Below are 24,474 nucleotides of genomic sequence, written 5' to 3' on the forward strand. Positions count from 1 at the left end.
GCGCCGGGGCGGATGCCCCGGCGCCCCCCGCGCCCCCGGGCGCCCCGCAAGCGGGGCGCAACGAAAAAGCCCCGCGCGATGCGCGGGGCTTTTCCTTTTTCGGTTGCTCTGGCCGGTTACTCGCGGTTGCCGAGGAACTGGAGCAGGAACATGAACAGGTTGATGAAGTCGAGATAGAGCTGCAGCGCACCCAGGATCGCGGCCTTGCCAAGGAAGTCGCTGTCCGACTGCGCCAGTTGCAGGTAGGTGTTCTTGATGTTCTGCGTGTCATAGGCGGTGAGGCCCGAGAACAGCAGCACGCCGATTACCGAGATCGCGAATTGCAGCGCCGAGGAGGCGAGGAAGATGTTCACGATCGAGGCCACGATCAGACCCACCAGACCCATCATCAGGAACGAGCCGAAAGCCGACAGGTTACGCTTGGTCGTGTAGCCGTAAAGCGACAGGCTCGCGAAGGCGATGGCGGTCACGAGGAAGGTCTGCGCGATCGACACGCCGGTGAAGACGACAAAGATCGACGACAGCGAGGCGCCCATCAGCGCAGCGTAGGCCCAGAACACCAGCTGCGCGGTCGAGGTCTGCATCTTGTGCAGCGTCGCCGAGAAGGCGAAGACCACGATCAGCGGCGCGAACATCAGCACCCACTTGAGCGGGGTCGTATACAGCGTGACGCCGAACGCGGTAAGGTATTTCGACGCGCCGATCTGCATCGCGGCAGCCGAAGGATCGGTCGTCATCGCCATGTTGGCTAGCATCCAGGCCACCGCGCCGGTGATCAGCATGCCCACCGACATCAGGCCATAGACCTTGTTCATATGGGCGCGCAGGCCCTCGTCGATCAGTTGAGCGCGCGTTCCGGCGCCAGCGCGCATGGTTTGGAACTCAGCCATTCATACCTCCGTGCATGTCCCTTTCACGGCGCCCTGACGCCGCTTTCCGTTCGAATATTGGGGCAACGCGCTTGGCTTTCAAGAACTTGTGCCCCGAAAATCGCACTCAATCCATCCTGACCACGACCTTGCCGGTCGAACGCCGCGAACGCAGCATTTCCAGCGCCTCGGCGGTTCGCTCCAGCGGCAGCCGGGCCGAGATATGGGGGCGCAATCCGCCCTCGGCGAACCAGTGAAACAGCGTGCGCATAGAGCCGGTCAGCACGGCCGGGTCCGTCTTGAGGTATCCGCCCCAGTAAAGCCCATGGATTTCAAGGTTTTTCACCAGCGCGTGGTTGAGCCGCAGCTTCGGCTGTCCGCCGCTGGCAAAGCCGATCACCAGGTAACGCCCGCCGGGCTTGAGCGCGCCGAACGCGGCCTCACCAGCCTCGCCGCCAATCGCATCATAGACGACATCCGCGCCACCCACCGCTTTCAGTGCGGCCTTGAGGTCCGGCGTCTCGCTGTCGATCAGCACATCGGCACCCGCCTCGCGCGCGATTTCCAGCTTGTCGGCGCCGCGCGCGCAGGCGATCACGCGCGCGCCCATCCGCTTGCCGATCTCGACCGCCGTCAGCCCCACGCCGCCCGCAGCGCCAAGGACAACAAGCGTCTCGCCCGCCGCCAGCCTTCCGCGCGGCCCGAGCGCCACATGAGATGTTCCATAAGCGATCTGGAAGGCGGCCGCCTCGTCAAAGCCCATCGCGTCGGGCAGGGGGGTGCAGCGCACCTCGGCGAAATTGCCCGCCTCGGCCAGCCCGCCCTGACCCGAGAAGACCGCGACCCGCGTCCCGACCGGCGTCGAGGTGCTTGGCCCGACGGCCACAACTGTGCCCGCCAGTTCCATCCCCATGACGAAGGGCGCCTCTGGCGTGTCCTGATACTTGCCCTCGATCATCAGCAGATCGGCGAAGTTCAGCCCGCAGGCGGCGATGCGCACCTGCACCTCGCCGGGGCCCGGTGCGGGCAGGTTCAGATCGACAAGACCAGGAGTGCTTCCGGTAGTGGTGAGCTGGTAGGCGCGCATCGGGGCTCCTGTAGGGTAGGTGGACCGTTCGGGCGCGACCTTAGCGGCTTGCCCGGCCGCGGGCCAGCCCGTCGGCCGCCGTAAAGAGCAAATCAACCATGACGTTATTTTCTGTCAGGAAGAGGTATCTGATTCGCGAAATTTGGTGCAAAATCGAACACACGCAGCGCGCGAGTATCGATTTGGACAGTCTCTCTCTGGTCGCGAGAGGCGATTTTTCCGCATTTCGCGGATTTCACGGAATGCGGGCTACCGTTCGGCCTGTCTTTTTAGACAGGTTGGTGCATTTCGAACGGAAATTCCCGTCATGCGCGTGTTAGCTTGAGGCCAGTTGGTGGTTTGAGGACGATTTTTATGAAACATCCCGTAGATGTCCACGTGGGGAAGCGCATCCGTCATCGTCGCTGGATGATCGGCATGACGCAGCAACAATTGGCCGACAAGGTCGGCATCAAGTTTCAGCAGATCCAGAAATATGAAACCGGTATGAACCGGGTCTCGGCGTCGCGTCTTTGGGACATCGCCGATGCGGTCGAGGTTCCGATTTCCTTCTTCTTCGAGGGGCTTTCCGGTGAGGCCGCTCCGGCGCGTGAAGTCTCGGGCGATATTCTTGCCGATAAGGAGGCGCTGGCGCTTGTGCGGTCCTATTACGCGATCCCCGAGGCGCAGCGGCGTCGGCTGTTCGAGTTGGCCAAGGTGCTTTCGGACGCGGCCTGAACATTACGAGTATCGACGGGTGCTTGACCCGTATGAAGGGGGCGGTTACCGCTCCCTTTATTCATTTCCGAACCCGGAGGATGCGATGAGCCGGAACCTGAGCGCGGCGGAAAAGGCCGAAGTTATCGAAATTGCGCAGGAATTGGCGGATGTTGCGCGGGTTGAGACGTTGTGCCACTTCCGCACCGATGGCGGTCTGGACGCGGAAAACAAAGAGGTCGCGCGGTTCGATCCGGTCACCGTGGCCGACCGCGCCGCCGAGGCCGCGATGCGCGAGATCCTGGTGCGCCGCCGTCCGCAGGATGGCATCTATGGCGAGGAGTTCGGGATCGAGCGGGGGCGCTCGGGCCTGACCTGGGTGCTCGATCCGATCGACGGGACGCGCGGCTATATGTCAGGCACGCCGACCTGGGGGGTGCTGATCGCGCTTGCCGAAGAGGGCGAGGGCGCCCCCAAGGCTCCGCTGCTGGGGGTGATCGACCAGCCCTATATCGGTGAGCGGTTCATTGGCGGGCTCGGGTTGGCGCAAAGTGTCGGCCCGATGGGCGAGCGCGCGCTGAAGGCGCGGGCAACGCGCGCGCTTTCGCAGGCGACGCTGTTTTCGACCTTCCCCGAGGTGGGCACAGCCGAGGAGGGAGCAGCGTTCGCGCAGCTATCCCGGCAGGTGCGGCTGACCCGTTATGGCACGGATTGCTACGCCTATGCGCTGATCGCGGCGGGGCAGATCGATCTGGTCGTCGAAGCCGGTTTGCAACCCTACGATGTGCAGGCGCCGATCGCGGTGATCGAGGCGGCGGGCGGGATCGTCACCAACTGGCAGGGCGGGCCTGCCTGGGCGGGCGGTCAGGTTCTGGCAGCGGCGAATGCCGAGCTGCATGCCGCTGCCATGGCGGTTCTGAACGGCTGAGCGGGGACAGGGGGCGCTGCCCCCTCGGCCTTGCGGCCTCACCCCCGAGGTATTTCGACAAGGAGAAGGGGCGGTCATGCGCGAGGTTCTGATCCGGGGTGCCGAGGTCGTGGTGACGATGGACGGCGCGCGGCGTGAGCTGGCCGGGGCGGATGTGCTGATCCGCGACGGGGTGATCGCGGCCGTGGGCATGGGGCTGGCAAGCTCGGGCGAGGTGTTGTTGGCGCGCGGTTGCGTGGTGACGCCGGGGCTGGTGAACACGCATCACCATCTTTACCAGACCCTGACGCGCGCGGTGCCGGGCGGGCAGGATGCGCTGCTCTTTGGCTGGCTCAAGACGCTTTACCCGATCTGGGCGAAGATGGGGCCCGAGGAGATCCGGGTCTCGGCCTTGATCGGTCTGGCAGAGCTGGCGCTGACGGGCTGCACACTGAGTTCGGACCACCTCTATCTTTACCCGAACGGTGCGCGGCTCGAAGATACAATTCATGCGGCGGGCGAGATCGGGCTGCGCTTTCACCCGACGCGCGGGGCGATGAGTATTGGCGAGAGCGCGGGGGGATTGCCGCCCGACAGCCTCGTCGAGCGCGAGGCTAATATTCTGAACGACTGCATCCGGGTGATCGACGGCTTCCACGATGCCTCGGAAGGGTCGATGTGCCGGGTTGGCGTGGCGCCGTGCTCGCCCTTTTCCGTGTCGCGCGGGTTGATGAAGGATGCGGCTGATCTGGCGCGCGACAAGGGCGTGATGCTGCACACCCATCTGGCCGAGAATGACGAGGATATCGCCTATTCGCTGGCGCAGTTCGGCTGTCGGCCGGGGCAATATGCCGAGGACCTGGGTTGGACCGGGGCTGACGTATGGCACGCGCATTGCGTCAAGCTGGATGGGGCTGAGATCGACCTGTTTGCGCGCAGCCGCACGGGCGTCGCGCATTGCCCCTGCTCGAACTGTCGTCTTGGGTCTGGGATCGCACCGGTCCGCGCGATGCGGGATGCGGGCGTGAAGGTGGCGCTTGGGGTGGACGGGTCGGCCTCGAACGACGCGGGCAGCCTGATTGCCGAGGCGCGGCAGGCGATGTTGTTGCAGCGCGTGCAGAATGGCGCCGATGCAATGAGTGTGCGCGAGGCGCTGGAGATTGCGACGCTTGGCGGGGCGCAGGTGCTTGGGCGGTCCGATTGCGGCAGTCTTGAGGTGGGAAAGCGCGCCGATGTCGCGATCTGGGATGTCTCGGGGCTGGAGTCTGCCGGGGCCTGGGATCCGGTCGCGGCGCTTTTGCTGGCCGGGCCGCCGCGCGTGCGGCATCTGTTTGTCGAGGGGCGGCAGGTGGTGCGCGACGGGCAGATCATCACCATCGACCTGCCCCGCGTGATCGAGACCCAGAACCGCCTTGCGCGCCAGCTGGCCGGTTAACGCAGCTTTTTGCCGTTCACCCAGACGCTGGAGATGGCGCGGTCGTCGCCCATCATGATCGTGGGGAAAAGCGCCTCCCAGAAGCTGTCGGCACGGGTGCTGCGCTGCGCGATCACCGGGGTCGAGGCGAGGTCGAGCACGATCAGGTCGGCTTCCATACCCGGTGCAATATTGCCGATCCGGTCGCCCACCCGCAGCGCCTTGGCCGAGGCGCCGGTCGCCAGCCACCACAGCTGCGCGGGGTGCAGCGGGTTGTGGCGCAGCTGCGCGATCTCATAGGCGGCGGCCATGGTGCGCAGCATCGAGAAGTTCGACCCGCCCCCGGTATCGGTTGCCAGCCCCACTCGCAGGCGCGGCGCAAGGTGGGCCATGTCAAAGAGCCCCGAGCCGATAAAGGTGTTCGAGGTCGGACAATGCACCAGCGCGGCCCCCACCTCGGTCAGCCGGTCGATCTCGCGCGATTCCAGGTGGATCGCGTGGCCGTACAGTCCGTTCGGACCCAAAAGGCCGAACGCCTCGTAGGTGTCGAGATAGTCGCGCGCCTCGGGGAAGAGGCCCTTGACCCATGCGATCTCGTCCACCTGCTCGCTCAGGTGGGTCTGCATCAGGCAGTCGGGATGCTCGGCCCAAAGCGCGCCGAGGGCCTCAAGCTGCGCGGGCGTCGAAGTGGGCGAGAAGCGCGGCGTGATGACATAGGAGAGGCGCGCGCGGTCATGCCAGCGTTCCAGCAGCGCCTTCGAGAAGTCATAGGCGCGGGCAGGGGTGTCGCGCAGCCCCTCGGGGGCGTTACGATCCATGCAGGTCTTGCCCGCGAAGGCGCGCATCCCGCGCGCCTCGGCGGCGGTGAAAAAGGCGTCCACGCTTTCGGGATGGATGGTGCAATAGCTGCACATCGAGGTCGTGCCGTGATCCAGCGCGAGGTCAAGGTAGGTGTCGGCCACCCGCGCGGCATAGGTCGGATCGCCGAAGCGCATCTCTTCGGGGAAGGTATAGGCGTTCAGCCAGTCGATCAGGCGCTTGCCCCAGCTCGCGATGATCGCGGTCTGCGGGTAATGCACATGGGCGTCGATGAACCCGGCCGAGATCAGTCCGGCGCCGTAGTCATGCACCTGCGCCTGCGGATAGGCCGCGCGCATCGCGGCCGCCTCGCCCAGTGCCACGATCCGGCCATCGGCGACCAAGACGCCACCCTGCGCGATGTGATGCGCGACCTCGGGGCCGTCCCGCAGTGGGTCGCCCGAGAAATGGATCACCTGTCCCAGCAGCAGTTCGGTCATTCGCGCCTCCGTTTGGGGCCATGCTAGGGGTTTGCCCGGGGCGCGGCAATCGCCTGCGCGCGGCGGGTTTTTCCGCGCCTCCCCCTGTTGCGCGCGCTCCGCCTTCGCTATGGTGCGCGCAAATTGCAGGGGGTGGCATGGCGGAAGAACGGGCCGAAGAGCACGAACGCGAAGAGGAAGACTATCGTCTGGACGGCGATCTCGTCGATCTGATCCTCGAAGCTGCCGAGGCGGGCGATGCCGAACGCCTCACCGCGCTTATGGAGCCCCTGCACGCCGCCGACATCGCCGACCTTCTCGAACAGGTCGGCGGGGCCGAGCGCCGCGCCATCGTGCGTCTTTACGGGCGCGAGATGGACGGCGAGATCCTGACCGAGATCGACGAGTCGATCCGTGAAGAGGTCATCGAGGCGCTGCCCAAGGACGTTCTGGCCGAGGCGGTCCGCGAGCTTGATTCGGATGACGTCGTTGACCTGATCGAAGACCTCGAAGAGCCGCAGCAGGAAGAGATCCTCAAGGTTCTCGACGAAACCGACCGTGCCGCGGTCGAGCAATCGCTGACCTACCCGGAATATTCGGCCGGCCGTCTGATGCAGCGTGAGGTCGTGACCGCGCCCGAATTCTGGACGGTGGGCGAGACCATCGACTTCCTGCGCCGCGAGGAAGACCTGCCAGACCAGTTCTATCACGTCATCCTTGTCGATCCGGGCCACCATCCGATCGGTTATGTGACGCTGGGCAAACTTTTGGCCTCGAAGCGCGATCTGGCGCTGAAGGAGATTACCGAGGACAGCTTCCGCACCATCTCGGCCTGGCAGGAAGAGGGCGACGTTGCCTATGCCTTCAACCAGTATCACCTGATCTCGGCCCCGGTCGTGGATGACGATGACCGCCTTGTGGGCGTGATCACCATCGACGACGCCATGGCCGTTCTGGACGAAGAGCACGAGGAAGACATCCTGCGTCTGGCCGGTGTGGGCGACGAGAGTGCGATCTCGGATACCGTGATCGAGACAGTGCGCCAGCGCCTGCCGTGGCTGTTCGTGAACCTGCTGACGGCGATCCTGGCCTCGGGCGTGATCGCGGTGTTCGAGGGCACGATCGAGCGGCTGGTAGCGCTGGCGGTGCTGATGCCCATCGTAGCCTCGATGGGCGGCAATGCGGGCACGCAGACGCTGACCGTGGCGGTGCGCGCGCTGGCCACGAAGAACCTGACCGAAAGCAACGTGTGGCGCGTCGTGCGACGCGAGGCTTTCGTGGGCTTGTTCAACGGTCTCGCCTTTGCCGTGGTAATGGGGTTCGTTGCCTGGGTGTGGTTTGACACCGCCAGTCTGGGCCTCGTGATCGGCGCGGCGATGGTGATCAACCTGTTTGTCGCTGCGGTTGCGGGCATTCTGGTGCCGCTGGCGCTTGAGAAGCTGGGTGCGGACCCTGCGCTGGCCTCGGGAACCTTCGTGACCACCGTGACCGATGTGGTGGGCTTTTTCGCCTTCCTAGGCCTTGCCGGAGTGATGTTGCTGTGAGCCTGACCGAGCAGAAAGCCGAGGCGCGCCGCGCCGCATTCGCCGCGCGCAAGGCCGCCAATGCCGAAGGGCCGGGCCGCGCGCCCGAGATCTTGGCCGAAGTGCTGGCCGGCTGCGGCTCGGCCCCGCTTGCAGGCTACATGCCGATCCGCACCGAGATCGACCCGCTGCCGGTGATGGCCCGACATACCGGCCCGGTCGGGGTGCCGGTCATTCAGGGGCCGGGGCGGCCCTTGGTGTTTCATCGCTGGACGCCGGGCTGTGCCATGGTCGCGGGCGAGTTTGGTGCGCTGATCCCCGAGGCTGCCGATCCGATCGTGCCGCGCATCCTGATCGTGCCGATGCTGGCCTTCGATCAGCGCGGGTATCGGCTGGGCTATGGTGGCGGGTTCTATGACCGAACGCTGGAGATGCTGCGCGCCTCGGGCCCGGTGATCGCCATCGGCTATGCCTATGCCGCGCAGGAAGTGGCTGAGGTGCCGATCGAGCCGACCGATCAGCCGCTTGATCTGATCGTGACCGAGGCTGGAATTCTGGCGCCCGCGCCTTGAGGCTGGCCAGTCGCCGGGGGCTTCGCGCCCCCGGACCCCCGCGGGATATTTGCGCAAAGCCGAAAGGGAAAGGGTTTGCGCTTTTGGGGCGCCGGGGCTAGGGAATGGGCCATGAAAATACTCTTTCTTGGCGATGTGATGGGGCGTGCGGGGCGTGCGGCGGTGGTCGAACGGTTGCCGAAGCTGCGCGCGGACTGGGGTCTCGATTTCGTCGTGGTGAACGGCGAGAATGCCTCGGGCGGGATGGGCCTGACGGGGGACCATGCGAAGCTTCTGCTGGATGCGGGGGCGGATGTGTTGACGCTTGGCGATCATGCCTTCGATCAGAAGGACATGATGCGCGCCATCGAGGGCGAGCCGCGGATCATCCGGCCACTAAATTACGCGAAAGAGGCGCCGGGGCGCGGGGCGCGGCTGTTCGAGGACCGGCGCGGGCGCAAGGTGCTGGTGGCGCAGGTGCTGGGGCAGGTCTTCATGAAGCGGCCCTTCGACGATCCTTTCTCGGCGGTCGATTCGGTGCTGCGGGCGCACCCGCTTGGGGGGCTCGCGCAGGCGATCGTGCTGGATGTGCATTGCGAGGCAACGAGCGAGAAGATGGCCATGGGGCATTGGTGCGATGGGCGGGCCTCGGTCGTGGTGGGCACGCATACCCATGTGCCGACCGCCGATGCGATGGTGTTGCCGGGTGGCACGGCCTATCTGACCGATGCGGGCATGTGTGGCGATTATCATTCCGTCATCGGGATGGAGAAGGCCGAGCCGATGCGCCGTTTCATCACCGGCATGGCGAAGGAGCGGTTCACGCCCGCCAATGGCGAGGCCAGCCTGAGCGGGTTTTACGTTGAGACCGACGACGGCACCGGCCGCGCGAAGCATTGTCAGATGGTGCGCGTGGGTGGGCGCTTGCCCCAGTCCGCGCCGGTCTGAGCGTCGTCTTCGACGACAGCGCGCTTGTGCGGGCGCAGCGAGCAGCTAATATCGGCCCGAGCAACCGGCTTGACGAGGCATCATGATCGAACTCCCGTTTTCCGAGACTGGCACCGCGGTCGCCGCGCTGGTCATCGTTCTGGGCATGTTCGTGATGTTCCTGCGCGAGAGGTTCCCGCCCGAGGTCGTGGCCATGGGCGGCGCCGCGACGATGCTGGTGCTGGGGCTGGTGCCCTATGATGACGCGGTGGGGATGCTGTCGAACTCGGCACCCTGGACGATCGCCTTCATGTTCCTGATCATGGGCGCGCTGGTGCGCACGGGCGCGCTTGACGCCATGACGCGCTATGCCGAGGCGCATATCTCGGCCCGGCCGGTGGTGACGGTGGTGATGCTGTTCGCGCTGACCATGTTCGCCTCGGGTGTCATGAACAACACCCCCGTCGTGGCGGTGATGATCCCGGTCTTCATCCAGGTGGCGCGCAAGCTGGGTGCCTCGCCCTCGCGTTTCCTGATGCCGCTGAGCTATTTCACCGTGATGGGTGGAATGCTGACGCTGATCGGCACATCGACCAACATCCTTGTCGATGGCGTGGTGCGCAAGGATGGGCTGGAGCCCTTCTCGATCTTCGAGATCCTGCCGCTTGGCCTGGTCGTGGCTCTGGCGGGCTCGATCTTCATGGCGCTGTTCGCCAAGAAGCTGGTGCCCGAGCGGCATTCGATGTCCTTCATGCTCGGCCAGCGCCCGAAGATGAAATATTTCACCGAGGTCGCGATCCCCGAGAACTCGGGTCTGATCGGCAGCCCGGTGCTGAATGTCGATGTGTTCAAGCGCGAGGGCGTGCGCGTCGTCGACGTGCTGCGCGGCGATGCCTCACTGCGGCGCGATCTGGCCAACGCGGTCTTGCAGGCCGGCGACCGGGTCGTTCTGCGCACCGAGATGAGCGAGCTTCTCTCGATGCAGCAAAACACCGACCTGCGGCTGGTCGACAAGCTCAGCTCGGTTCAGACCGAGACGGTTGAGGTGCTGATCTCACCCGGTTGCCGGATGATCGGGCGCAGCTTGGGCGAGCTGCGCCTGCGTCGCCGCTATGGTGTTTATGTGCTGGCCGCGCACCGCCGCAATCAGAATATCGGGCGCCAGCTTGACGATCTGGTCGTCGTGGTGGGCGATACGCTGCTGCTGGAAGGCGCGCCCGAGGATATTGGCCGCCTTGCCGCCGACATGGACCTTGTCGATGTCTCCAAGCCCACCGTGCGCGCTTTCCGCCGCTCGCATATGCCGATTGCGGTCGGGGCGCTGGCCGCCGTCGTGGCGCTTTCGGCCTTCAACGTGGCGCCGATCATGTCGCTGGCGATGGTGGCGGTGGCGGTGATCCTGGTAACCGGCTGCATCGACGCAGACGAGGCCTTCAGCTTCATCGATGGGCGGCTTCTGGCGATGATCTTTTCGATGCTGGTCGTGGGCGAGGCGCTGGACGCCTCGGGCTCGGTCAAGATGCTGGTCGATGCGGTGGCGCCCTTCCTGGCAGAGTTGCACCCGATGACGGCGCTGTTTGCCGTCTATTTCCTCGGGCTGATCCTGACCGAGTTCCTCTCGAACAACGCGGTGGCGGTGATCTACGCGCCGATCGCGATCAAGCTGGCGCTGGCGCTTGGGCTTGACCCGCGGCCCTTCGCGGTGGCGGTGATGTTCGCGGCCTCGGTCGCCTTTGCCACGCCCATCGGCTACCAGACGCATATGATGGTCTATGGCCCCGGCGGCTACCGTTTCTCGGACTTTCTGCGGCTTGGGATCCCGCTTGATATTGTCACGGGGATCGTTGCCTGCCTGATGATCCCGCTGATCTGGCCGCTATAAGCACCGCCCGACTTGCAGGCACACCCCGGGCTGGACTATAGAGGCCCGGAATTCACAGGTATTCCGACGGAGAAGGTCATGGCAGGCCATTCCAAATGGGCAAACATCCAGCACCGCAAGGGCAAGCAGGATGCTATCCGCTCGAAAATGTTCTCGAAACTGGCGAAGGAAATCACCGTCGCCGCGAAGATGGGTGATCCCGATCCCGACAAGAACCCGCGTCTGCGTTTGGCGGTGAAGGCCGCCAAGTCGCAGTCGATGCCCAAGGACGTGATCGACCGCGCCATCAAGAAGTCGCAGATGGGCGATGCGGCAGACTACACCGAGATCCGCTATGAGGGCTACGGCCCCAACGGCATCGCGATTATCGTCGAGTGCATGACCGACAACCTCAACCGCACCGCCTCGAACGTGCGCAGCTACTTCACTAAGTCGGGCGGCAACCTTGGTCAGACCGGCTCGGTCAGCCACGGCTTCGACCGCGTGGGTGAGATTTCCTACCCCGCCACGGCAGGCGATGCCGACACCGTCATGATGGCCGCGCTGGAAGCGGGCGCGGACGATGTCGAGTCGGATGAAGAGGGCCACTGGATCTATTGCCAGGTCGAAAACCTCAGCGAGGTTTCCGAGGCGCTCGAACAGGCGCTTGGCGAATCGACCGAGTCGAAGCTGATCTGGAAGCCGCAGGTCAGCACCGAGGTCGATCTGGAAACAGCGCAAAAGCTGATGAAGCTGATCGACGCGCTGGAAGAAGATGACGACGTGCAGACCGTGACGCATAATTTCGACGTCCCCGAGGATGTCGCGGCGCAGCTTTAAGCCCGCGCGTAGCCAATGACGGGGCGCCTACGGGCGCCCCTTTGCCGTTCATGGGGATGTTCCCCGAACCGAAAGTGAAAGACGATGGATTACAGCAAATCCGGTGGCGCCAAGCAGGGCAAGAACACGCCGCGCCATTCCGAACACAATGCCAAGGGCTCGGACAAGAACCCCTTCGGCAAGACCGAGACCAAGGCCGAACTGCTGGCCCGCATGAAAGCCGCCGCCGAGGCGCGCAAGGCCAAGTAAGGCCTAGACCTGCAACAGGACCTGCGCGGCCGCCTTGCGGATCGCGCGGGTCAGCGGTGCCAGTGGCGCGCGCAGGCGCCGCAGGCTTTGCCAGTAAAGCGGCACCTCAAGCGGCTCGGGCGACAGAGCCACAAGCCGGCCTGCTGTGATCGCGCGGCCCACCATCTGCTCGGGGTTCATTCCCCATCCCATGCCCAGAAGCGAGGCCTCGACGAAGCCCGCACTGGAGGCGATGCGATGCTGGGGCAGGGCAGGGCTTTGCCCGGTCTCGCGCCGTGCCCAGTCGTTTTGCAGCCGGTCTTTTTCATTGAAGACGATGGCCGGGGCCTCGGCCAGCGCCTGCGCGGTGATCCCCTGCGGAAAGTGGCGTTTGACGAAGGCGGGCGAGGCTGTAGCGAAATAGCGCAGCGATCCGAGTGGGGTGACATCACACCCCGGAACCGCCGTGGCCGAGGCGGTGACGGCGCCGACCACCTCTCCGCGCCGCAGCCAGTCGGCCGAGTGATCCTGATCGTCAATCACCAGATCGAAGAGTTGCCCCTCCACCTCCGCCAGCGCGGGCAAGACCCAGGTCGCCAGGCTGTCGGCATTGACCGCGATGCGAACGGTGGGGGCGGCGTCGTGCGGGGCGAGATCGGCCTCCATTAGCGCCACGGCCTCGGCGTGGCGGGCGAGGCGCAGGCCCAGCTCGGTCCCGGTGCAGGGCGTGCCGCGCACGATCAGCACTGCGCCCATTCGCTCTTCAAGCTGCTTGATGCGCTGCGAGATGGCGGGCTGCGTGACATGCAGTCGCCCCGCAGCGCCCTCGAAGGAACCTGTCGAGATCACGGCGGCAAGAGCCTCAAGCGCGGCATAGTCCAGCATAAGCATTCCTTATTTTGGATAACACAAAATAAGTCGCATGAAATCGCGGCGCCGGCTAGGGAAAAGCCCGGAGGTGCCACATGGTTTTCGTTTCTGGCTTCAAGCTGACCCTGGGATTGATCGTCGCGATTGGGGCGCAGAACGCCTTCGTTCTGCGCCAAGGCCTGCGGCGCGAGCATGTGCTGCCCGTCGCGTTGTTCTGCGCGGCCTCGGATGCGGCGCTGATCGCGCTTGGGGTTTCGGGCTTTGCGGTGGCGACCCGCTCGGCCCCCTGGCTGGCCGAGGCGCTCCGGTGGGGCGGGGTCGCGTTCCTGCTGTGGTATGGCGCGCGCGCGGCACTGGCCGCCTGGCGTGGCGGCGAGGCGCTTGAGGCCACGAATGGCGGCAAGCAAAGCCTGCGTACGGTGATGCTGACGCTGGCGGCGATCACCTGGGCCAATCCGCATGTCTGGCTGGATACCGTCGTGCTGATCGGTGCGGTCTCGGCGCAGTTTCCGGGGCAGGGGCTGGTCTTCTGGGCGGGGGCATCGGCGGCCTCGTTCTCGTTCTTCATGGCGCTGGCATATGGCGCGCGGCTTCTGGCGCCGCTGTTCGCGCGACCCGTGGCTTGGCGCGTACTCGAGGCTTGTGTGGCGCTGATCCTTTGGTCTGTCGCGGCCAAGCTGATCTGGGGCGGGCTGTAACCCATACAATCAGGGCCTTGCGGGGCGCTGCGGGATCGGATCATCTGGCGCGATGAACGCACACGCCCCCTCGCAGGATCGGCCCGTGCTGGGTGTGATGTGGATGCTGGCCACGACGCTCAGCTTTACGGGCGTCAATGTCATCGTCCACCATCTTGGCGCCGATCTGCCCGCAGCGCAGACCTCGTTCGTGCGGTTCCTTTGGGGGATCCTGTTCGTGGCGCCGGCGATCTGGCAGTTGCGCAAGATGCGGTTCTCGGCGCGGATCTGGGGGCTGTTCGGGCTGCGCGGCGCGACGCAGGCGCTGGCGGTGCTGCTGTGGTTCTACGCCATGGCGCGGATCCCAATCGCCGATGTCACCGCCATCGGCTACCTTAACCCGATCGTCGTGACGCTTGGCGGCGCGCTTTTGCTGGGCGAGGGCTTTGCCTGGCGCCGGGGCGCGGCCATCGCGGTCGCGCTTATCGGCGCGCTGATCATCCTGCGCCCAGGCCTGCGCGAGGTCGCGCCGGGCCATGTCGCGCAGCTTGGCGCTGCGATCTTCTTCGGGCTGGCCTATCTGGTCGCCAAGCACCTCAGCGCCCATACGCCGGCCAGCATCATCGTGGCGCTGATGACGCTGAGCATTACGCTCTGCCTTGCGCCTTTCGCCATCGCCGTCTGGCAGCCCATGAACCTGAACGAGACGCTCTGGCTGGGCCTGACGGCGGTTTTCGCGACTTTGGCGCATTACTGCATGACCCGTGCCTTTGCCTGTGCGCCGGTGACGGTGACACAGCCGGTGGCCTTCCTGCAACTTGTCTTCGGCTCGACCGCAGGCCTGCTGCTGTTTGGCGAGCATATCGACCCCTATGTGCTGCTTGGCGGCGGCATGATCATCGGGGCGGTCAGCTATGTGACATGGCGCGAGGCCAAAATGAAACGCCGGGGGGTGACCCCGGCGATTCCGCAGACCAAGGTCTGACGATCAGGCGCCCATGCCGCCGCGCGGGTCAATCAGCCGCCCGATGACGCCCTCGCGCGTGATCCGACGGCCATCGCTCAGGGCCACGGCCGGAACGGAGCGCAGCATCTCCATCACGTCTTTCACAGGCGTATCAAGCTCCAGCGCCGGGCCATCGGCGGGGCCGGACTCGGCCAGATCCTCGGCGGTCAGCACGCCAAGCGGGTTCATATGCGCAACGAAATCAGCGACATAGTCGTTGACCGGGTTGGCGATGATCTCGCGCGCCGTGCCAAGCTGGACGATGCGTCCGCCCTCCATCAGGGCGATGCGGTTGCCTAGCTTGAAGGCCTCATCTAGGTCGTGGCTGACGAAGATGATCGTGCGCTTGAGGGTCGATTGCAGTTCCAGCAACTCGTCCTGCAACTTGGCTCGGATCAGCGGATCGAGGGCCGAGAAGGGCTCGTCCATCAGCAGGATCGGCGCTTCGGTCGCGAAGGCGCGGGCCAGACCCACGCGCTGCTGCATCCCGCCCGACAGCTCCCCCACCTTGCGCTCGGCCCAGTTCGACAGGCCGACGAGTTCAAGCTGCGTGTCAACGCGTTCGTGCCGCTCGGCCTTGGACATGCCGTCGAGTTCCAGCCCGAGGCCGACATTCTCGCGCACCGTGCGCCAGGGCAGCAGGCCGAATTGCTGGAAGACCATGGCGACGCGGTGCAGCCGGATGCGACGCAGGGTGGCCGGGTCGGCATGGGTGACATCCACTAGCGCGTTGCCGTCGCAGACATGCACGGCGCCGCGGCAGACCGGGTTGAGCCCGTTCACCGCGCGCAGAAGCGTGGATTTGCCCGAGCCTGACAGGCCCATCAGCACGAGGATCTCGCCCTCCGCCACGTCGAGCGAGCAGTCATGCACACCCAGAACCTGGCCGGTGGCCTTCTGGATCTCGGACCGGGTCAGACCCTGATCCATCAGCGGCAGGGCGCGATCAGCATGGTCGCCGAAGACAATGGAAACATTGTCGAATTTGACGGCGACGCCTGCGGTTTGCTTGGGATCGGTCGTTTGGGTCATTTGCGGCCTCCCACGCGCAGCATCCGGTCAAGGATGATCGCGACGACAACGATAATGAAGCCCGATTCAAAGCCGAGCGCGGTGTTGACCGAGTTCAGCGCCCGCACGACCGGCACGCCAAGCCCGTTCGCGCCGACCAGTGCGGCGATCACTACCATCGAGAGCGATAGCATGATCGTCTGGTTTAGCCCCGCCATGATCTGCGGCGTGGCATAGGGCAGTTCGACCTTCCAAAGCACCTGCCGGGGCGTGCCGCCGAAGGCACGGGCGGCCTCGAGCAGTGCCTCGGGGGTCGAGGAGACGCCAAGATGCGTCAGGCGAATGGGGGCGGGCAGCACGAAGATCACCGTGGCGATCAGGCCCGGCACCATGCCGATGCCGAAGAAGACGATGGCCGGGATCAGATAGACGAAGGTCGGCAGCGTCTGCATCAGGTCAAGGATCGGCTGCATGAAGGCGAACAGGCGCGGGCGATGCGCCGCAGCAATGCCGATCGGCACGCCGATGGCCATACACACCACGCAGGCCGACAGCACGAGCGTGAGGCTCTCGGTCGTGTTCTTCCAGTATCCCTGATTGAGGATGAACATGAACCCGAGCAGAACCAGCAGGGCGGTCTTCCAGTTGCGTTGCATGACATAGGTGAAGCCGACGAAAACGGCGATGATCACCAAGGGGTGCGGGGTCTGCAAGACCCAGAGGATCGCGTCGATCAGCCCTTGCATCAGGGCCGCGAGCGTATCGAAAAAGGCGCCGGCATTGTCCTTGAGCCAGTCGAAAACGAGCTTCGCGGTTTTGCCGACAGGTATCTTGTGGGCCGTAAGCCACTCCATCACGCGGTTTCTCCCTTGAGCGCGTGGGCGGTGTGCGGCGGGTCGCGCCGCACACCTGGTCCGGGGTTACTTCAGCGCGGCGGTCACGGCGGCCACGGCATCGCCGCCGTCCTTGGTGGTCACGCCCTCAAGCCAGGGGCCGAGCACCTCGGGATGGGCGGCCAGCCAGGCCTTGGCGGCGGCGGCCGGGTCTTCGCCCTCGTTGAGGATCGCGCCCATGATCTCGTTCTCCATCGCGAGCGAGAATTCGAGGTTTTCCAGCAGCTTACCGGTGTTTGCGCAATCGGCAACATAGCCCTTGCGCACGTTCGTCGCCACCTCGGCGCCGCCGAAGTTCGGGCCGAAGAAATCGTCGCCGCCCGCAAGGTAGGTCATGTCGAAATTGGCGTTCATCGGATGCGGTTCCCAGCCGAGGAAGATCACCGGCTTGCCCGCCTTGTCGGCGCGCTCGACCTGGGCCAGCATCCCCTGTTCCGAGCTTTCCACGACCTCGAAGCCGGTCAGGCCGAAGGCGTCTGCGCCGATCATGTCCATGATCAGGCGGTTGCCGTCATTACCCGGCTCGATGCCGTAGATCTTGCCCTCAAGCGCATCCTTGTTCGCGGCGATGTCGGCGAAATCCTTGATGCCAAGGGCCGCGCCCGCAGCGTTGGTTGCCAGCGTGTATTTCGCGCCCACAAGGTTGGTGCGAACCGTCTCGACCGTGCCGTTGTCGCGGTAGGGGGCGATGTCGGCCTCCATGGTCGGCATCCAGTTGCCAAGGAACACGTCCACGTCGCCGGTCGAGAGCGCGGTGTAGGTCACCGGCACCGAGAGCAGCTTAATGTCGGTCTCATAGCCGAGCGCCTGCAGGACGGTGGTGGTGACGGCGGTGGTGGCGGTGATGTCGGTCCAGCCCACATCCGAGAAGGTCACCTTGTCGCAGCCAGCGGCACCCGCGGCCGAGGTCAGCGCGATGCTGGCGGCGCCCGCCAGCAGGATGGAACGAAGGGTCATTTCAGTCTCCCTAGTTAGCCCAGTTGTGGTTCAGGCGTTTTTTGTTGATTGACGAGTCAATAAACTTACCTGTAGCTCGGAAAAGGCAAGCACTTTTTGCAGAAAGGTTACAAAACCCATGCCGAAGCTTGGCGCAGAGCCTATTCGACGGGCCGCCCTGGTGAAAGCCACCATCGAGACGGTGGGCGAGGCGGGATCGCTTGAAGTCACGGTTGCGCAGATCGCGCGGCGGGCGGGCATGAGCTCGGCGCTGGCGCATCACTACTTCGGCTCGAAGGAGCAGATCTTTCTGGCGGCCATGCGCTCGATCCTGACGCTTTACGGAGCCGAGGTGCGCGGGGCGCTGGCCACCGCGACCGGCCCCGAGGCGCGGCTGCGGGCGATCGTGGCGGGCTCGTTCGGTGTGGGCAGCTTCCGGCGCGAGGTGATCTCGGCCTGGTTGAATTTCTACGTTCTGTCGCAGACCCAGCCCGAGGCGCGGCGTCTGCTGCATGTCTATCAGCGCAGGCTGCGCTCGAACCTGCGCCACGAGCTGCGCCCGCTGGTGGGATCGCGGGCCGAGGCGGTGGCGCGCGGCCTCGGCGCACTGATCGACGGGGTCTATATCCGCGCGGCGCTGGCGGAAGGCGCGCCGGATCGGCGCTATGCACTTAAAATCGTTACGGAATATTTGGAACGCGAGCTGGAGGGAAAAGCATGAAGGCACAACCGAAAGCGAGCCATTTCGTCAATGGCGAATGGCTGGAAGATACCGCTGGTGAGGTGATCGAGGTGATCTACCCCGGCACGCTCGAGGTGATCGCGCGACTGCACGCGGCGACGCCCGCGGTGGTCGATGTCGCGATCTCGGGCGCGGTTGCGGCGCAGCGCAAATGGGCCGCGATGAAGCCGGTCGAACGCGCCCGCATCCTGCGCCGCGCGGCCGATATTATCCGCGAACGCGGCGAGGAACTGGCGCGGCTTGAGACGCTCGACACCGGCAAACCGATCCAGGAGACGCGCTGCGCCGACTGGCCTTCGGGGGCCGACAGTCTTGAATTCTTCGCGGGTCTGGCGCCCACGCTGACCGGCGAGACGATCCCCCTGGGCGGCGATTTCGCCTATACGATCCGCGAGCCTCTGGGCGTTTGCGTCGGCATCGGCGCGTGGAATTACCCCAGCCAGATCGCCTGCTGGAAGGCCGCTCCGGCGCTGTCCACGGGCAATGCGATGGTGTTCAAACCCTCGGAAATGACGCCGCTTGGGGCGCTGCAACTGGCGCAGATCTTCGTCGAGGCGGGGATGCCCGCCGGCGTCTTCAACGTGATTCAGGGGCGTGGTGCGGTGGGCGCTGCGCTGTCCACCGATTCGCGGATTGCCAAGGTTTCGCTGACCGGATCGGTGCCGACGGGCGCCAAGGTCTATGCCTCGGCCGCCGCTGGCATGAAGCATGTCACGATGGAACTGGGCGGCAAATCCCCGCTGATCGTGTTCGAGGATGCTGATATCGAAAGCGCGATCGGGGCAGCGATGCTGGGGAACTTCTACTCATCGGGGCAGATCTGTTCGAACGGCACGCGGGTCTTCGTGCAGAAGGGCATCAAGGAGGCCTTCCTGAAGCGTCTGGCCGAGCGCACGGCAGCCATCATCGCGGGCGATCCGCTGGATGAGGGCACGCAGTTCGGCCCGGTGATCTCGGCTGCGCAGCACGAGAAGGTCATGGGCTATATCGAGACCGCCAAGGCCGAAGGCGCGCGGCTGGTTAGCGGTGGCGCCTCGGGCAACGAGGGGCCGCTTTTCGTGCAGCCCACCGTTTTCGCCGATGTGACCGACGATATGACCATCGCGCGCGAGGAAATCTTTGGGCCGGTCATGTCGGTGCTGGATTTCGAGACCGAGGACGAGGTGATCGCGCGTGCCAACGGGACCGAGTTTGGCCTGGCGGCGGGCGTCTTTACCGCCGATCTGGCGCGCGGGCATCGGGTGATCGCGCAGCTTGAGGCTGGCACCTGCTGGATCAACGCCTACAACCTGACGCCGGTCGAGATGCCTTTCGGGGCCGTCAAGGCCTCGGGCCTCGGGCGCGAGAACTCGAGAGCGGCGGTTGAGCATTACACGCAAGTAAAGGCCGTCTACGTGGGCATGGGGCCGGTCGAGAGCCCCTATTGACGGAACCGGGGCGCTGCCCCGGGCCCCGAGGTATTTCGGCCAAGAAGAAAGCAGGAACGATGGAAGCGGATTACGTTGTCATTGGAGCGGGCTCAGGCGGTTCGGCGCTGGCCTATCGGCTGGCCGAGGCCGGGCGCAAAGTTGTGATTATCGAGCATGGCGGGTCGGATGCGGGGCCGTTCATCCAGATGCCCGCGGCTTTGTCCTATCCAATGAACATGGGGATCTACGACTGGGGCTTCATGTCCGAGCCCGAGCCCGGGCTTGGCGGGAGGCGGCTGGTGACGCCACGCGGGAAGGTGATCGGCGGGTCGTCCTCGATCAACGGGATGGTCTATGTGCGCGGGCATGCCTGCGATTTCGATCACTGGGCCGAGCAGGGCGCGCAGGGCTGGGGCTATGCCGATGTGCTGCCCTATTTCAAGCGGATGGAGACCTGGCACGGCGGCCATGATGGCGGGGATGCCGCGTGGCGGGGCGCCTCGGGGCCGATGCATATCACCCGCGGGCCGCGGCGCAATCCGCTGTTCGAGGCCTTCATCAAGGCGGGCCAGCAGGCGGGTTACCCGGTGACGCGGGATTATAACGGCGGTCAGCAGGAGGGCTTTGGCCCGATGGAGGCCACGATCTATAAGGGGCGGCGCTGGTCCACCGCGAATGCCTATCTGCGGCCTGCTATGAAGGGTGGGAATGTCAGCATTATCCGTGGCTTGGCGCGCAAGGTTCAGATCGAGAAGGGGCGTGCGACCGGGGTCGAGATCGAGCGTGGCGGTAAGGTTGAGGTGATCCGGGCGCGGGCCGAGGTGATCCTGGCGGCAAGCTCGATCAATACGCCGAAGCTCCTGATGCTGTCGGGGATCGGCCCTGTGGCGCATCTGGCGGCGCATGGGATCGAGGTGATCGCGGACCGCCCCGGAGTAGGCGCGAACTTGCAGGACCATCTTGAGGTTTACATGCAGTTCGCCGCGCAAGAACCCGTCACGCTTTACAAATATTGGAACCTGTGGGGCAAGGCGCTGATCGGGGCGCAGTGGTTGTTCACCAAGCAGGGCCTTGGTGCTTCGAACCAGTTCGAGGCCTGCGGCTTCATCCGCTCGGACGCGGGGATCGAGTATCCCGACATCCAGTATCATTTCCTGCCGATCGCGGTGCGCTACGATGGCAAGGCCGCGGCCGAGGGACATGGGTTCCAGGTGCATACCGGGCCGATGCGCTCGAAATCACGCGGGGCGGTGACCCTGCGCAGCGCCGATCCGCGCGAGGCGCCCGCTATTAGCTTCAATTACATGAGCCACCCGGACGACTGGGAAGAGTTCCGCAAGGTGATCCGCCTAACGCGCGAGGTCTTTGCGCAGCCCGCGATGGCGGGGCACGTGAAGCACGAGATCCAGCCCGGCGCGGCGGTGCAAAGCGACGACGAAATCGACGCCTTCATCCGTGAGCACGCCGAAAGCGCCTATCACCCTTGCGGCACGGCGCGCATGGGGCGGGCGGACGATCCGACTGCCGTGGTGAACCCGGAGGGTCGGGTGATCGGGGTCGAGGGGCTGCGGGTCGCTGACAGCTCGATCTTCCCGCGCATCACCAACGGCAACCTCAACGCGCCCTCGATCATGACGGGCGAGAAGGTGGCCGACCACATCCTTGGCCGCCGTCTGCCGTCGGAAAATGTTGAGCCCTGGATCAACCCGAACTGGCGTGTCGCGCAGCGCTGAGTGCGAGTTTGACTAGGGTCAAAGTCGGCACGCGCGCGCGGCGCTAGGGTCGATTCGAAACACAGGAAAAGGGAGAAAGCCCATGTCGAACACCCCGCATACGCTGCAGGAAGAATTCCCCTTTGACATGGAGAAACTGCGCGAACTCAAAGGTTCGAATGCGCATTTCGCACGTCTGTTGAACGAGTATGACGAGATCAACGACCGGGTGCACAATGCGGAAACGAATGTGACCCCGATGGATAGCCTTGCCGAGGTGGAGCTTCGCAAGAAGCGCACCGCGATCAAGGATGAGATCGCACGGATGCTCGCCGCGGTGTGATCCGTGAGAAGAACGACGAAGAAGCCCCGGGAAAACGGGGCTTTTTTCATGAGATGTCGTAGGGCAGAAGGCCGCGTTTGTCGGGGTTGACCGACAGGCGTCGTTCGAGCGGCGGAACCGATCTTTGGTGGCAATCCTTGCGCTCGCAGATCCGGCAGGAGATGCCGATCGGCTGGTAAGCGCGCGGGTTCGACAGCTCCATGTCGTCGGCATAGACGAGGCCGCGGGCGTGGCTCACCTCGCATCCCAGACAGATCGCGTAGCGGCGCACGGGCGCTGTGAAGGAGCCGCCGGGCTTTGAGACGTCGCGGGCAAGGCACAGGTAGCGCACGCCATCGGGGGTTTCGGCCAGTTGGCGCAGGAAGCGCGTGGGGGTTTCGAACGCCTGATGGACGTTCCACAGTGGGCAGGCGCCGCCGAAGCGGGCGAATTGCAGGCGCGTGGCCGAGTGGCGCTTGGTGATCGTGCCGGCCTGATCGACGCGCACGAAGAAGAAGGGGATGCCCTTGGCGCCGGGGCGCTGGAGGGTCGAGAGGCGATGCGCCACCTGCTCGATCGAGGCGCCGAACATATCGCCGAGGCGCTCAAGATCGTGCCGGGTTTCCTGCGCGGCCTCCAGAAAGGCGCGGTAGGGCATCAGCGCGGCCCCGGCGAAGTAGTTCGCAAGGCCGATCTTGGCGATGGCGCGCGAGGTTTCTGACTGGAAACGCGCGAGGTCGAGCGTGGCTTCAAGCAGCTCGTTTTGCGTGATCAGCGCGACCTGATGCAGCAGTTGAAAGGCCTGTGTCGGGCGCCCGGCATGGGCCGAGAGGGTGATGGTCTTGCCTTCGCGCGTCCGCAGCGCGCCGGTGTCGGCGAATTGAACCTCAATACCGCGGGCGTTCAGTGCCTCGGTTGCGCGAAGAATGGGCTCTAACCGCTTGCCATCCGGGCAGGAAAACCGCTCGGCCGCGCGATCGACCACGTCGATATAGTTGTCGCAATAGTGGAAGAAGTCGCGCACCTCTTCCCAGGGGCTGACGATCGCCTGACCGGCCTCGCGGCCTAGGGCCTCATCAAGTGAGGCGAGGCGTTCATGCGCCTGTCGGTAAGCGCGGTGCAGTTCCAGAAAAGATCGCGCAAGGGCCGGGGCGTTCGATGCGGCCAGCCGCAGATCGGCCAGCGGCGGGGCGCCATCGGCAAAGACCGGATCGGCCAGCGCCTCGCGCATGTCCGACACGAGCCGCTCGGCATCGCCTGCGGAAAGCTCGGTCACATCGAGGCCGAACTCGCCCGCCAATCCCAGCACGACCGCGGCCGAAACCGGGCGATGGTTGTTCTCCATCTGGTTGAGGTAGGGCAGCGAGACGCCGAGCCGGTCGGCAAAGGCCTTTTGCGTCAGGCCAAGGCGGGCGCGGGTCTCGCGCAGCTTCACCCCGGCATAGAGTTTCTGAGTCGCCATAGCGTCCTCCCTTTGCAAAGAGATTGGTAGCTTTGCAAAGGCAGTGCGTCAAATCCCCAGTCGTCTGCGGCGGTGGAAGACCCACAGAATCGCGCCGACCGAGGCTGCCGAAGAGGCCAGCATGATCAGCACCAGCGGGATCGCGCCCGAGCCGGGGCCAAGCATTGCGCCCGAAAGTGCGGCCAGTGCCGCGCCCCCGCCAATGCTGAGCGTGGCGCCAAGGCCCGAGGCGGTTCCTGCCAGTTCGGGGCGCACCGACATCATGCCCGCGTTGGACGAGGGCAGGGCGATGCCGTTGCCCATGCCGGTCACGCCGACCATCGAGAAGAAGATCAGCGGAGAGGAAATCCCCGCTAGTTCCGCGCCAAGCGCCACGATCAGCGCGGCGGTGGCCAGCAAGGCGCCGTAAAGCACCATGTGGTCCATCCCCGCGCGCATTGCAAAGCGGCCCGACAGGTAGTTGCCGATCGCATAACCCACGGCGGGCAGGGCGAAGAAATAGCCCACCTGCGCCGAGGTCAGGTGAAACACCTGATCGCCCACGAAAGGCGCGCCGCCCAGATAGGCGAAGAACAGGCCCGAGGCGAAGGCGGTGGCGAGGCAATAGCCCCAGAACCGCTGCGAGCGCAGCAGGATCGGGTAGGCGCGTAATTGATCGCGGAACGGGACGCCGCCCTTGGCGGTGGTTTCGCCCATATCTGCCCAGACCAGCGCCGTGATCGCGACGCCGAAGGCCAGCAAAAGGGTGAAATTCGCGCGCCAGCCGAAAGCCTCGTCCAGAAAGCCGCCGATCACCGGGCCGATCATCGGCACCAGCGACATGCCCATGGTCACATAGCCGATGACCGACGCGGCCTCGGGGCCGGGCACCATGTCGCGAACCGTCGCGCGCGACAGCACGAAGGCGGTGGCCACGACTGCCTGAACCATGCGTGCGGCTATAAAAGTCTCGAAGCTTGTCGCGAGCAGGGTGGCGACAGTGGCCAGCAGGAAGACTGAGAACACTGTCAGCAGAACCCGCCGCCGCCCGTAGCGATCCGAGATCGGGCCGATCACCAGTTGCAGCCCCGCCGACACGGCAAGATAGCCCGAGACCGCAAGCTGCATCTGCCCGTAAGGCACGCCGAAAAACCGCGCCATGCCCGGCAGCGAGGGCAAGAAGATGTTCAGGCTGAGCGCCCCGAGCCCGGAAACGAGCACAAGGGTGACGATACTGGGATGGGTGCGCCGGTCGAGGAAAGCCATTCCCAACCG

Annotated in this window: 24 protein-coding genes; 15 read left to right on the forward strand and 9 right to left on the reverse strand. The window is 65.2% G+C overall.

Going from position 1 to position 24,474, the window contains the following annotated elements:
* Nucleotides 1-116 precede the first annotated feature (116 nt).
* Nucleotides 117-890 (reverse strand): Bax inhibitor-1/YccA family protein, encoded by a 774-nt coding sequence (locus LZA78_RS00005; RefSeq protein ID WP_233674905.1) that lies wholly within the window; start codon nucleotides 888-890, stop codon nucleotides 117-119.
* Between the two features lie 106 nt (nucleotides 891-996).
* Entirely contained in the window at nucleotides 997-1,956 is a 960-nt protein-coding gene (locus tag LZA78_RS00010) for an NADPH:quinone oxidoreductase family protein (protein WP_233674906.1), read from the reverse strand.
* A gap of 354 nt (nucleotides 1,957-2,310) precedes the next feature.
* Between LZA78_RS00010 and LZA78_RS00015 the strand changes: the two genes are divergently transcribed.
* The 3 genes from LZA78_RS00015 to LZA78_RS00025 all read left to right on the forward strand — a co-directional run bounded on the left by LZA78_RS00015 (nucleotide 2,311) and on the right by LZA78_RS00025 (nucleotide 4,994).
* The gene (locus LZA78_RS00015) at nucleotides 2,311-2,673 is read left to right on the forward strand and encodes a helix-turn-helix domain-containing protein (RefSeq protein ID WP_233674907.1); all 363 of its coding nucleotides are present in this window, start codon (nucleotides 2,311-2,313) and stop codon (nucleotides 2,671-2,673) included.
* A gap of 85 nt (nucleotides 2,674-2,758) precedes the next feature.
* Nucleotides 2,759-3,580 (forward strand): histidinol-phosphatase, encoded by an 822-nt coding sequence (hisN, locus tag LZA78_RS00020; protein ID WP_233674908.1) that lies wholly within the window; start codon nucleotides 2,759-2,761, stop codon nucleotides 3,578-3,580.
* 76 nt (nucleotides 3,581-3,656) lie between these two features.
* Nucleotides 3,657-4,994, forward strand: a complete 1,338-nt coding sequence (locus LZA78_RS00025) for an 8-oxoguanine deaminase (protein ID WP_233674909.1) — start codon at nucleotides 3,657-3,659, stop codon at nucleotides 4,992-4,994.
* On the opposite strand, the gene guaD is transcribed toward LZA78_RS00025, so the two are convergent.
* Nucleotides 4,991-6,271 (reverse strand): guanine deaminase, encoded by a 1,281-nt coding sequence (guaD, locus tag LZA78_RS00030; protein ID WP_233674910.1) that lies wholly within the window; start codon nucleotides 6,269-6,271, stop codon nucleotides 4,991-4,993. The two genes, LZA78_RS00025 and guaD, sit on opposite strands and share 4 nt — an antisense overlap.
* Nucleotides 6,272-6,408: 137 nt before the next feature.
* Between guaD and mgtE the strand changes: the two genes are divergently transcribed.
* From mgtE to LZA78_RS00060, 6 genes are all read left to right on the forward strand, one after another.
* Nucleotides 6,409-7,794, forward strand: coding sequence for a magnesium transporter (mgtE, locus tag LZA78_RS00035; RefSeq protein ID WP_233674911.1), 1,386 nt, complete (start codon nucleotides 6,409-6,411; stop codon nucleotides 7,792-7,794).
* Nucleotides 7,791-8,345 carry a 5-formyltetrahydrofolate cyclo-ligase gene (locus tag LZA78_RS00040; RefSeq protein ID WP_233674912.1) on the forward strand — a complete coding sequence of 185 codons (555 nt, stop codon included), beginning with the start codon at nucleotides 7,791-7,793 and terminating at the stop codon, nucleotides 8,343-8,345. Before mgtE ends, LZA78_RS00040 begins: the two co-directional genes overlap by 4 nt.
* A gap of 111 nt (nucleotides 8,346-8,456) precedes the next feature.
* Nucleotides 8,457-9,272 (forward strand): TIGR00282 family metallophosphoesterase, encoded by an 816-nt coding sequence (locus tag LZA78_RS00045; protein ID WP_233674913.1) that lies wholly within the window; start codon nucleotides 8,457-8,459, stop codon nucleotides 9,270-9,272.
* Between the two features lie 82 nt (nucleotides 9,273-9,354).
* Complete coding sequence (locus tag LZA78_RS00050) at nucleotides 9,355-11,133, forward strand: SLC13 family permease (protein WP_233674914.1); 1,779 nt, start codon at nucleotides 9,355-9,357, stop codon at nucleotides 11,131-11,133.
* 78 nt (nucleotides 11,134-11,211) lie between these two features.
* Nucleotides 11,212-11,952, forward strand: a complete 741-nt coding sequence (locus tag LZA78_RS00055) for a YebC/PmpR family DNA-binding transcriptional regulator (RefSeq protein ID WP_233674915.1) — start codon at nucleotides 11,212-11,214, stop codon at nucleotides 11,950-11,952.
* Nucleotides 11,953-12,036: 84 nt separating this feature from the next.
* A complete protein-coding gene (locus tag LZA78_RS00060) occupies nucleotides 12,037-12,201 on the forward strand; it encodes a hypothetical protein (protein ID WP_233674916.1) in 165 nt (54 codons plus the stop codon).
* Nucleotides 12,202-12,204: 3 nt separating this feature from the next.
* On the opposite strand, the gene LZA78_RS00065 is transcribed toward LZA78_RS00060, so the two are convergent.
* Nucleotides 12,205-13,071 carry a LysR family transcriptional regulator ArgP gene (locus LZA78_RS00065; RefSeq protein ID WP_233674917.1) on the reverse strand — a complete coding sequence of 289 codons (867 nt, stop codon included), beginning with the start codon at nucleotides 13,069-13,071 and terminating at the stop codon, nucleotides 12,205-12,207.
* Nucleotides 13,072-13,145: 74 nt separating this feature from the next.
* On the opposite strand from LZA78_RS00065, the gene LZA78_RS00070 reads away from it, so the two are divergent.
* Together LZA78_RS00070 and LZA78_RS00075 are read left to right on the forward strand one after the other, a co-directional pair.
* Nucleotides 13,146-13,748: a LysE/ArgO family amino acid transporter gene (locus LZA78_RS00070; protein WP_233674918.1), complete on the forward strand. Its 603-nt coding sequence runs from the start codon at nucleotides 13,146-13,148 to the stop codon at nucleotides 13,746-13,748.
* A 52-nt stretch (nucleotides 13,749-13,800) separates the two neighbouring features.
* The gene (locus LZA78_RS00075) at nucleotides 13,801-14,712 is read left to right on the forward strand and encodes a DMT family transporter (RefSeq protein WP_233674919.1); all 912 of its coding nucleotides are present in this window, start codon (nucleotides 13,801-13,803) and stop codon (nucleotides 14,710-14,712) included.
* A gap of 3 nt (nucleotides 14,713-14,715) precedes the next feature.
* Here the strand turns inward: LZA78_RS00075 and choV are convergent, their stop codons facing one another.
* The 3 genes from choV to choX all read right to left on the reverse strand — a co-directional run bounded on the left by choV (nucleotide 14,716) and on the right by choX (nucleotide 17,594).
* The gene (gene choV / locus LZA78_RS00080) at nucleotides 14,716-15,765 is read right to left on the reverse strand and encodes a choline ABC transporter ATP-binding protein (RefSeq protein WP_233674920.1); all 1,050 of its coding nucleotides are present in this window, start codon (nucleotides 15,763-15,765) and stop codon (nucleotides 14,716-14,718) included.
* Nucleotides 15,762-16,598 carry a choline ABC transporter permease subunit gene (choW, locus tag LZA78_RS00085; RefSeq protein ID WP_233675412.1) on the reverse strand — a complete coding sequence of 279 codons (837 nt, stop codon included), beginning with the start codon at nucleotides 16,596-16,598 and terminating at the stop codon, nucleotides 15,762-15,764. Before choW ends, choV begins: the two co-directional genes overlap by 4 nt.
* 66 nt (nucleotides 16,599-16,664) lie before the next feature.
* Entirely contained in the window at nucleotides 16,665-17,594 is a 930-nt protein-coding gene (choX, locus tag LZA78_RS00090) for a choline ABC transporter substrate-binding protein (RefSeq protein ID WP_233674921.1), read from the reverse strand.
* A gap of 118 nt (nucleotides 17,595-17,712) precedes the next feature.
* Between choX and betI the strand changes: the two genes are divergently transcribed.
* The 4 genes from betI (at nucleotide 17,713) to LZA78_RS00110 (ending at nucleotide 21,779) form a co-directional block, all read left to right on the forward strand.
* The gene (betI, locus tag LZA78_RS00095; protein WP_233674922.1) at nucleotides 17,713-18,294 is read left to right on the forward strand and encodes a transcriptional regulator BetI; all 582 of its coding nucleotides are present in this window, start codon (nucleotides 17,713-17,715) and stop codon (nucleotides 18,292-18,294) included.
* A complete protein-coding gene (gene betB / locus LZA78_RS00100; protein ID WP_233674923.1) occupies nucleotides 18,291-19,742 on the forward strand; it encodes a betaine-aldehyde dehydrogenase in 1,452 nt (483 codons plus the stop codon). The genes betI and betB overlap by 4 nt, the downstream gene beginning before the upstream one ends.
* Nucleotides 19,743-19,801: 59 nt before the next feature.
* Nucleotides 19,802-21,457: a choline dehydrogenase gene (gene betA / locus LZA78_RS00105; RefSeq protein WP_233674924.1), complete on the forward strand. Its 1,656-nt coding sequence runs from the start codon at nucleotides 19,802-19,804 to the stop codon at nucleotides 21,455-21,457.
* 82 nt (nucleotides 21,458-21,539) lie between these two features.
* Nucleotides 21,540-21,779 (forward strand): HP1242/YdcH family protein, encoded by a 240-nt coding sequence (locus LZA78_RS00110; protein WP_233674925.1) that lies wholly within the window; start codon nucleotides 21,540-21,542, stop codon nucleotides 21,777-21,779.
* 46 nt (nucleotides 21,780-21,825) lie between these two features.
* On the opposite strand, the gene LZA78_RS00115 is transcribed toward LZA78_RS00110, so the two are convergent.
* Nucleotides 21,826-23,220, reverse strand: coding sequence for a helix-turn-helix domain-containing protein (locus tag LZA78_RS00115; RefSeq protein ID WP_233674926.1), 1,395 nt, complete (start codon nucleotides 23,218-23,220; stop codon nucleotides 21,826-21,828).
* A 48-nt stretch (nucleotides 23,221-23,268) separates the two neighbouring features.
* On the reverse strand, nucleotides 23,269-24,465 hold the full coding sequence (locus LZA78_RS00120) for a multidrug effflux MFS transporter (RefSeq protein ID WP_233674927.1): 1,197 nt from the start codon (nucleotides 24,463-24,465) through the stop codon (nucleotides 23,269-23,271).
* Between the last annotated feature and the right edge of the window lie 9 nt (nucleotides 24,466-24,474).

The organism is Rhodobacter flavimaris, assembly GCF_021378075.1.
In the GTDB taxonomy this organism is placed as follows: domain Bacteria; phylum Pseudomonadota; class Alphaproteobacteria; order Rhodobacterales; family Rhodobacteraceae; genus Rhodobacter; species Rhodobacter flavimaris.

Coding starts and splice junctions, on each gene's coding strand:
- LZA78_RS00005 (WP_233674905.1), bottom strand. CDS start 890: ATGGCTGAGTTCCAAACCATGCGCGCTGGCGCCGGAACGCGCGCTCAA.
- LZA78_RS00010 (WP_233674906.1), bottom strand. CDS start 1,956: ATGCGCGCCTACCAGCTCACCACTACCGGAAGCACTCCTGGTCTTGTC.
- LZA78_RS00015 (WP_233674907.1), top strand. CDS start 2,311: ATGAAACATCCCGTAGATGTCCACGTGGGGAAGCGCATCCGTCATCGT.
- hisN (WP_233674908.1), top strand. CDS start 2,759: ATGAGCCGGAACCTGAGCGCGGCGGAAAAGGCCGAAGTTATCGAAATT.
- LZA78_RS00025 (WP_233674909.1), top strand. CDS start 3,657: ATGCGCGAGGTTCTGATCCGGGGTGCCGAGGTCGTGGTGACGATGGAC.
- guaD (WP_233674910.1), bottom strand. CDS start 6,271: ATGACCGAACTGCTGCTGGGACAGGTGATCCATTTCTCGGGCGACCCA.
- mgtE (WP_233674911.1), top strand. CDS start 6,409: ATGGCGGAAGAACGGGCCGAAGAGCACGAACGCGAAGAGGAAGACTAT.
- LZA78_RS00045 (WP_233674913.1), top strand. CDS start 8,457: ATGAAAATACTCTTTCTTGGCGATGTGATGGGGCGTGCGGGGCGTGCG.
- LZA78_RS00050 (WP_233674914.1), top strand. CDS start 9,355: ATGATCGAACTCCCGTTTTCCGAGACTGGCACCGCGGTCGCCGCGCTG.
- LZA78_RS00055 (WP_233674915.1), top strand. CDS start 11,212: ATGGCAGGCCATTCCAAATGGGCAAACATCCAGCACCGCAAGGGCAAG.
- LZA78_RS00060 (WP_233674916.1), top strand. CDS start 12,037: ATGGATTACAGCAAATCCGGTGGCGCCAAGCAGGGCAAGAACACGCCG.
- LZA78_RS00065 (WP_233674917.1), bottom strand. CDS start 13,071: ATGCTTATGCTGGACTATGCCGCGCTTGAGGCTCTTGCCGCCGTGATC.
- LZA78_RS00070 (WP_233674918.1), top strand. CDS start 13,146: ATGGTTTTCGTTTCTGGCTTCAAGCTGACCCTGGGATTGATCGTCGCG.
- LZA78_RS00075 (WP_233674919.1), top strand. CDS start 13,801: ATGAACGCACACGCCCCCTCGCAGGATCGGCCCGTGCTGGGTGTGATG.
- choV (WP_233674920.1), bottom strand. CDS start 15,765: ATGACCCAAACGACCGATCCCAAGCAAACCGCAGGCGTCGCCGTCAAA.
- choW (WP_233675412.1), bottom strand. CDS start 16,598: ATGGAGTGGCTTACGGCCCACAAGATACCTGTCGGCAAAACCGCGAAG.
- choX (WP_233674921.1), bottom strand. CDS start 17,594: ATGACCCTTCGTTCCATCCTGCTGGCGGGCGCCGCCAGCATCGCGCTG.
- betI (WP_233674922.1), top strand. CDS start 17,713: ATGCCGAAGCTTGGCGCAGAGCCTATTCGACGGGCCGCCCTGGTGAAA.
- betB (WP_233674923.1), top strand. CDS start 18,291: ATGAAGGCACAACCGAAAGCGAGCCATTTCGTCAATGGCGAATGGCTG.
- betA (WP_233674924.1), top strand. CDS start 19,802: ATGGAAGCGGATTACGTTGTCATTGGAGCGGGCTCAGGCGGTTCGGCG.
- LZA78_RS00110 (WP_233674925.1), top strand. CDS start 21,540: ATGTCGAACACCCCGCATACGCTGCAGGAAGAATTCCCCTTTGACATG.
- LZA78_RS00115 (WP_233674926.1), bottom strand. CDS start 23,220: ATGGCGACTCAGAAACTCTATGCCGGGGTGAAGCTGCGCGAGACCCGC.
- LZA78_RS00120 (WP_233674927.1), bottom strand. CDS start 24,465: ATGGCTTTCCTCGACCGGCGCACCCATCCCAGTATCGTCACCCTTGTG.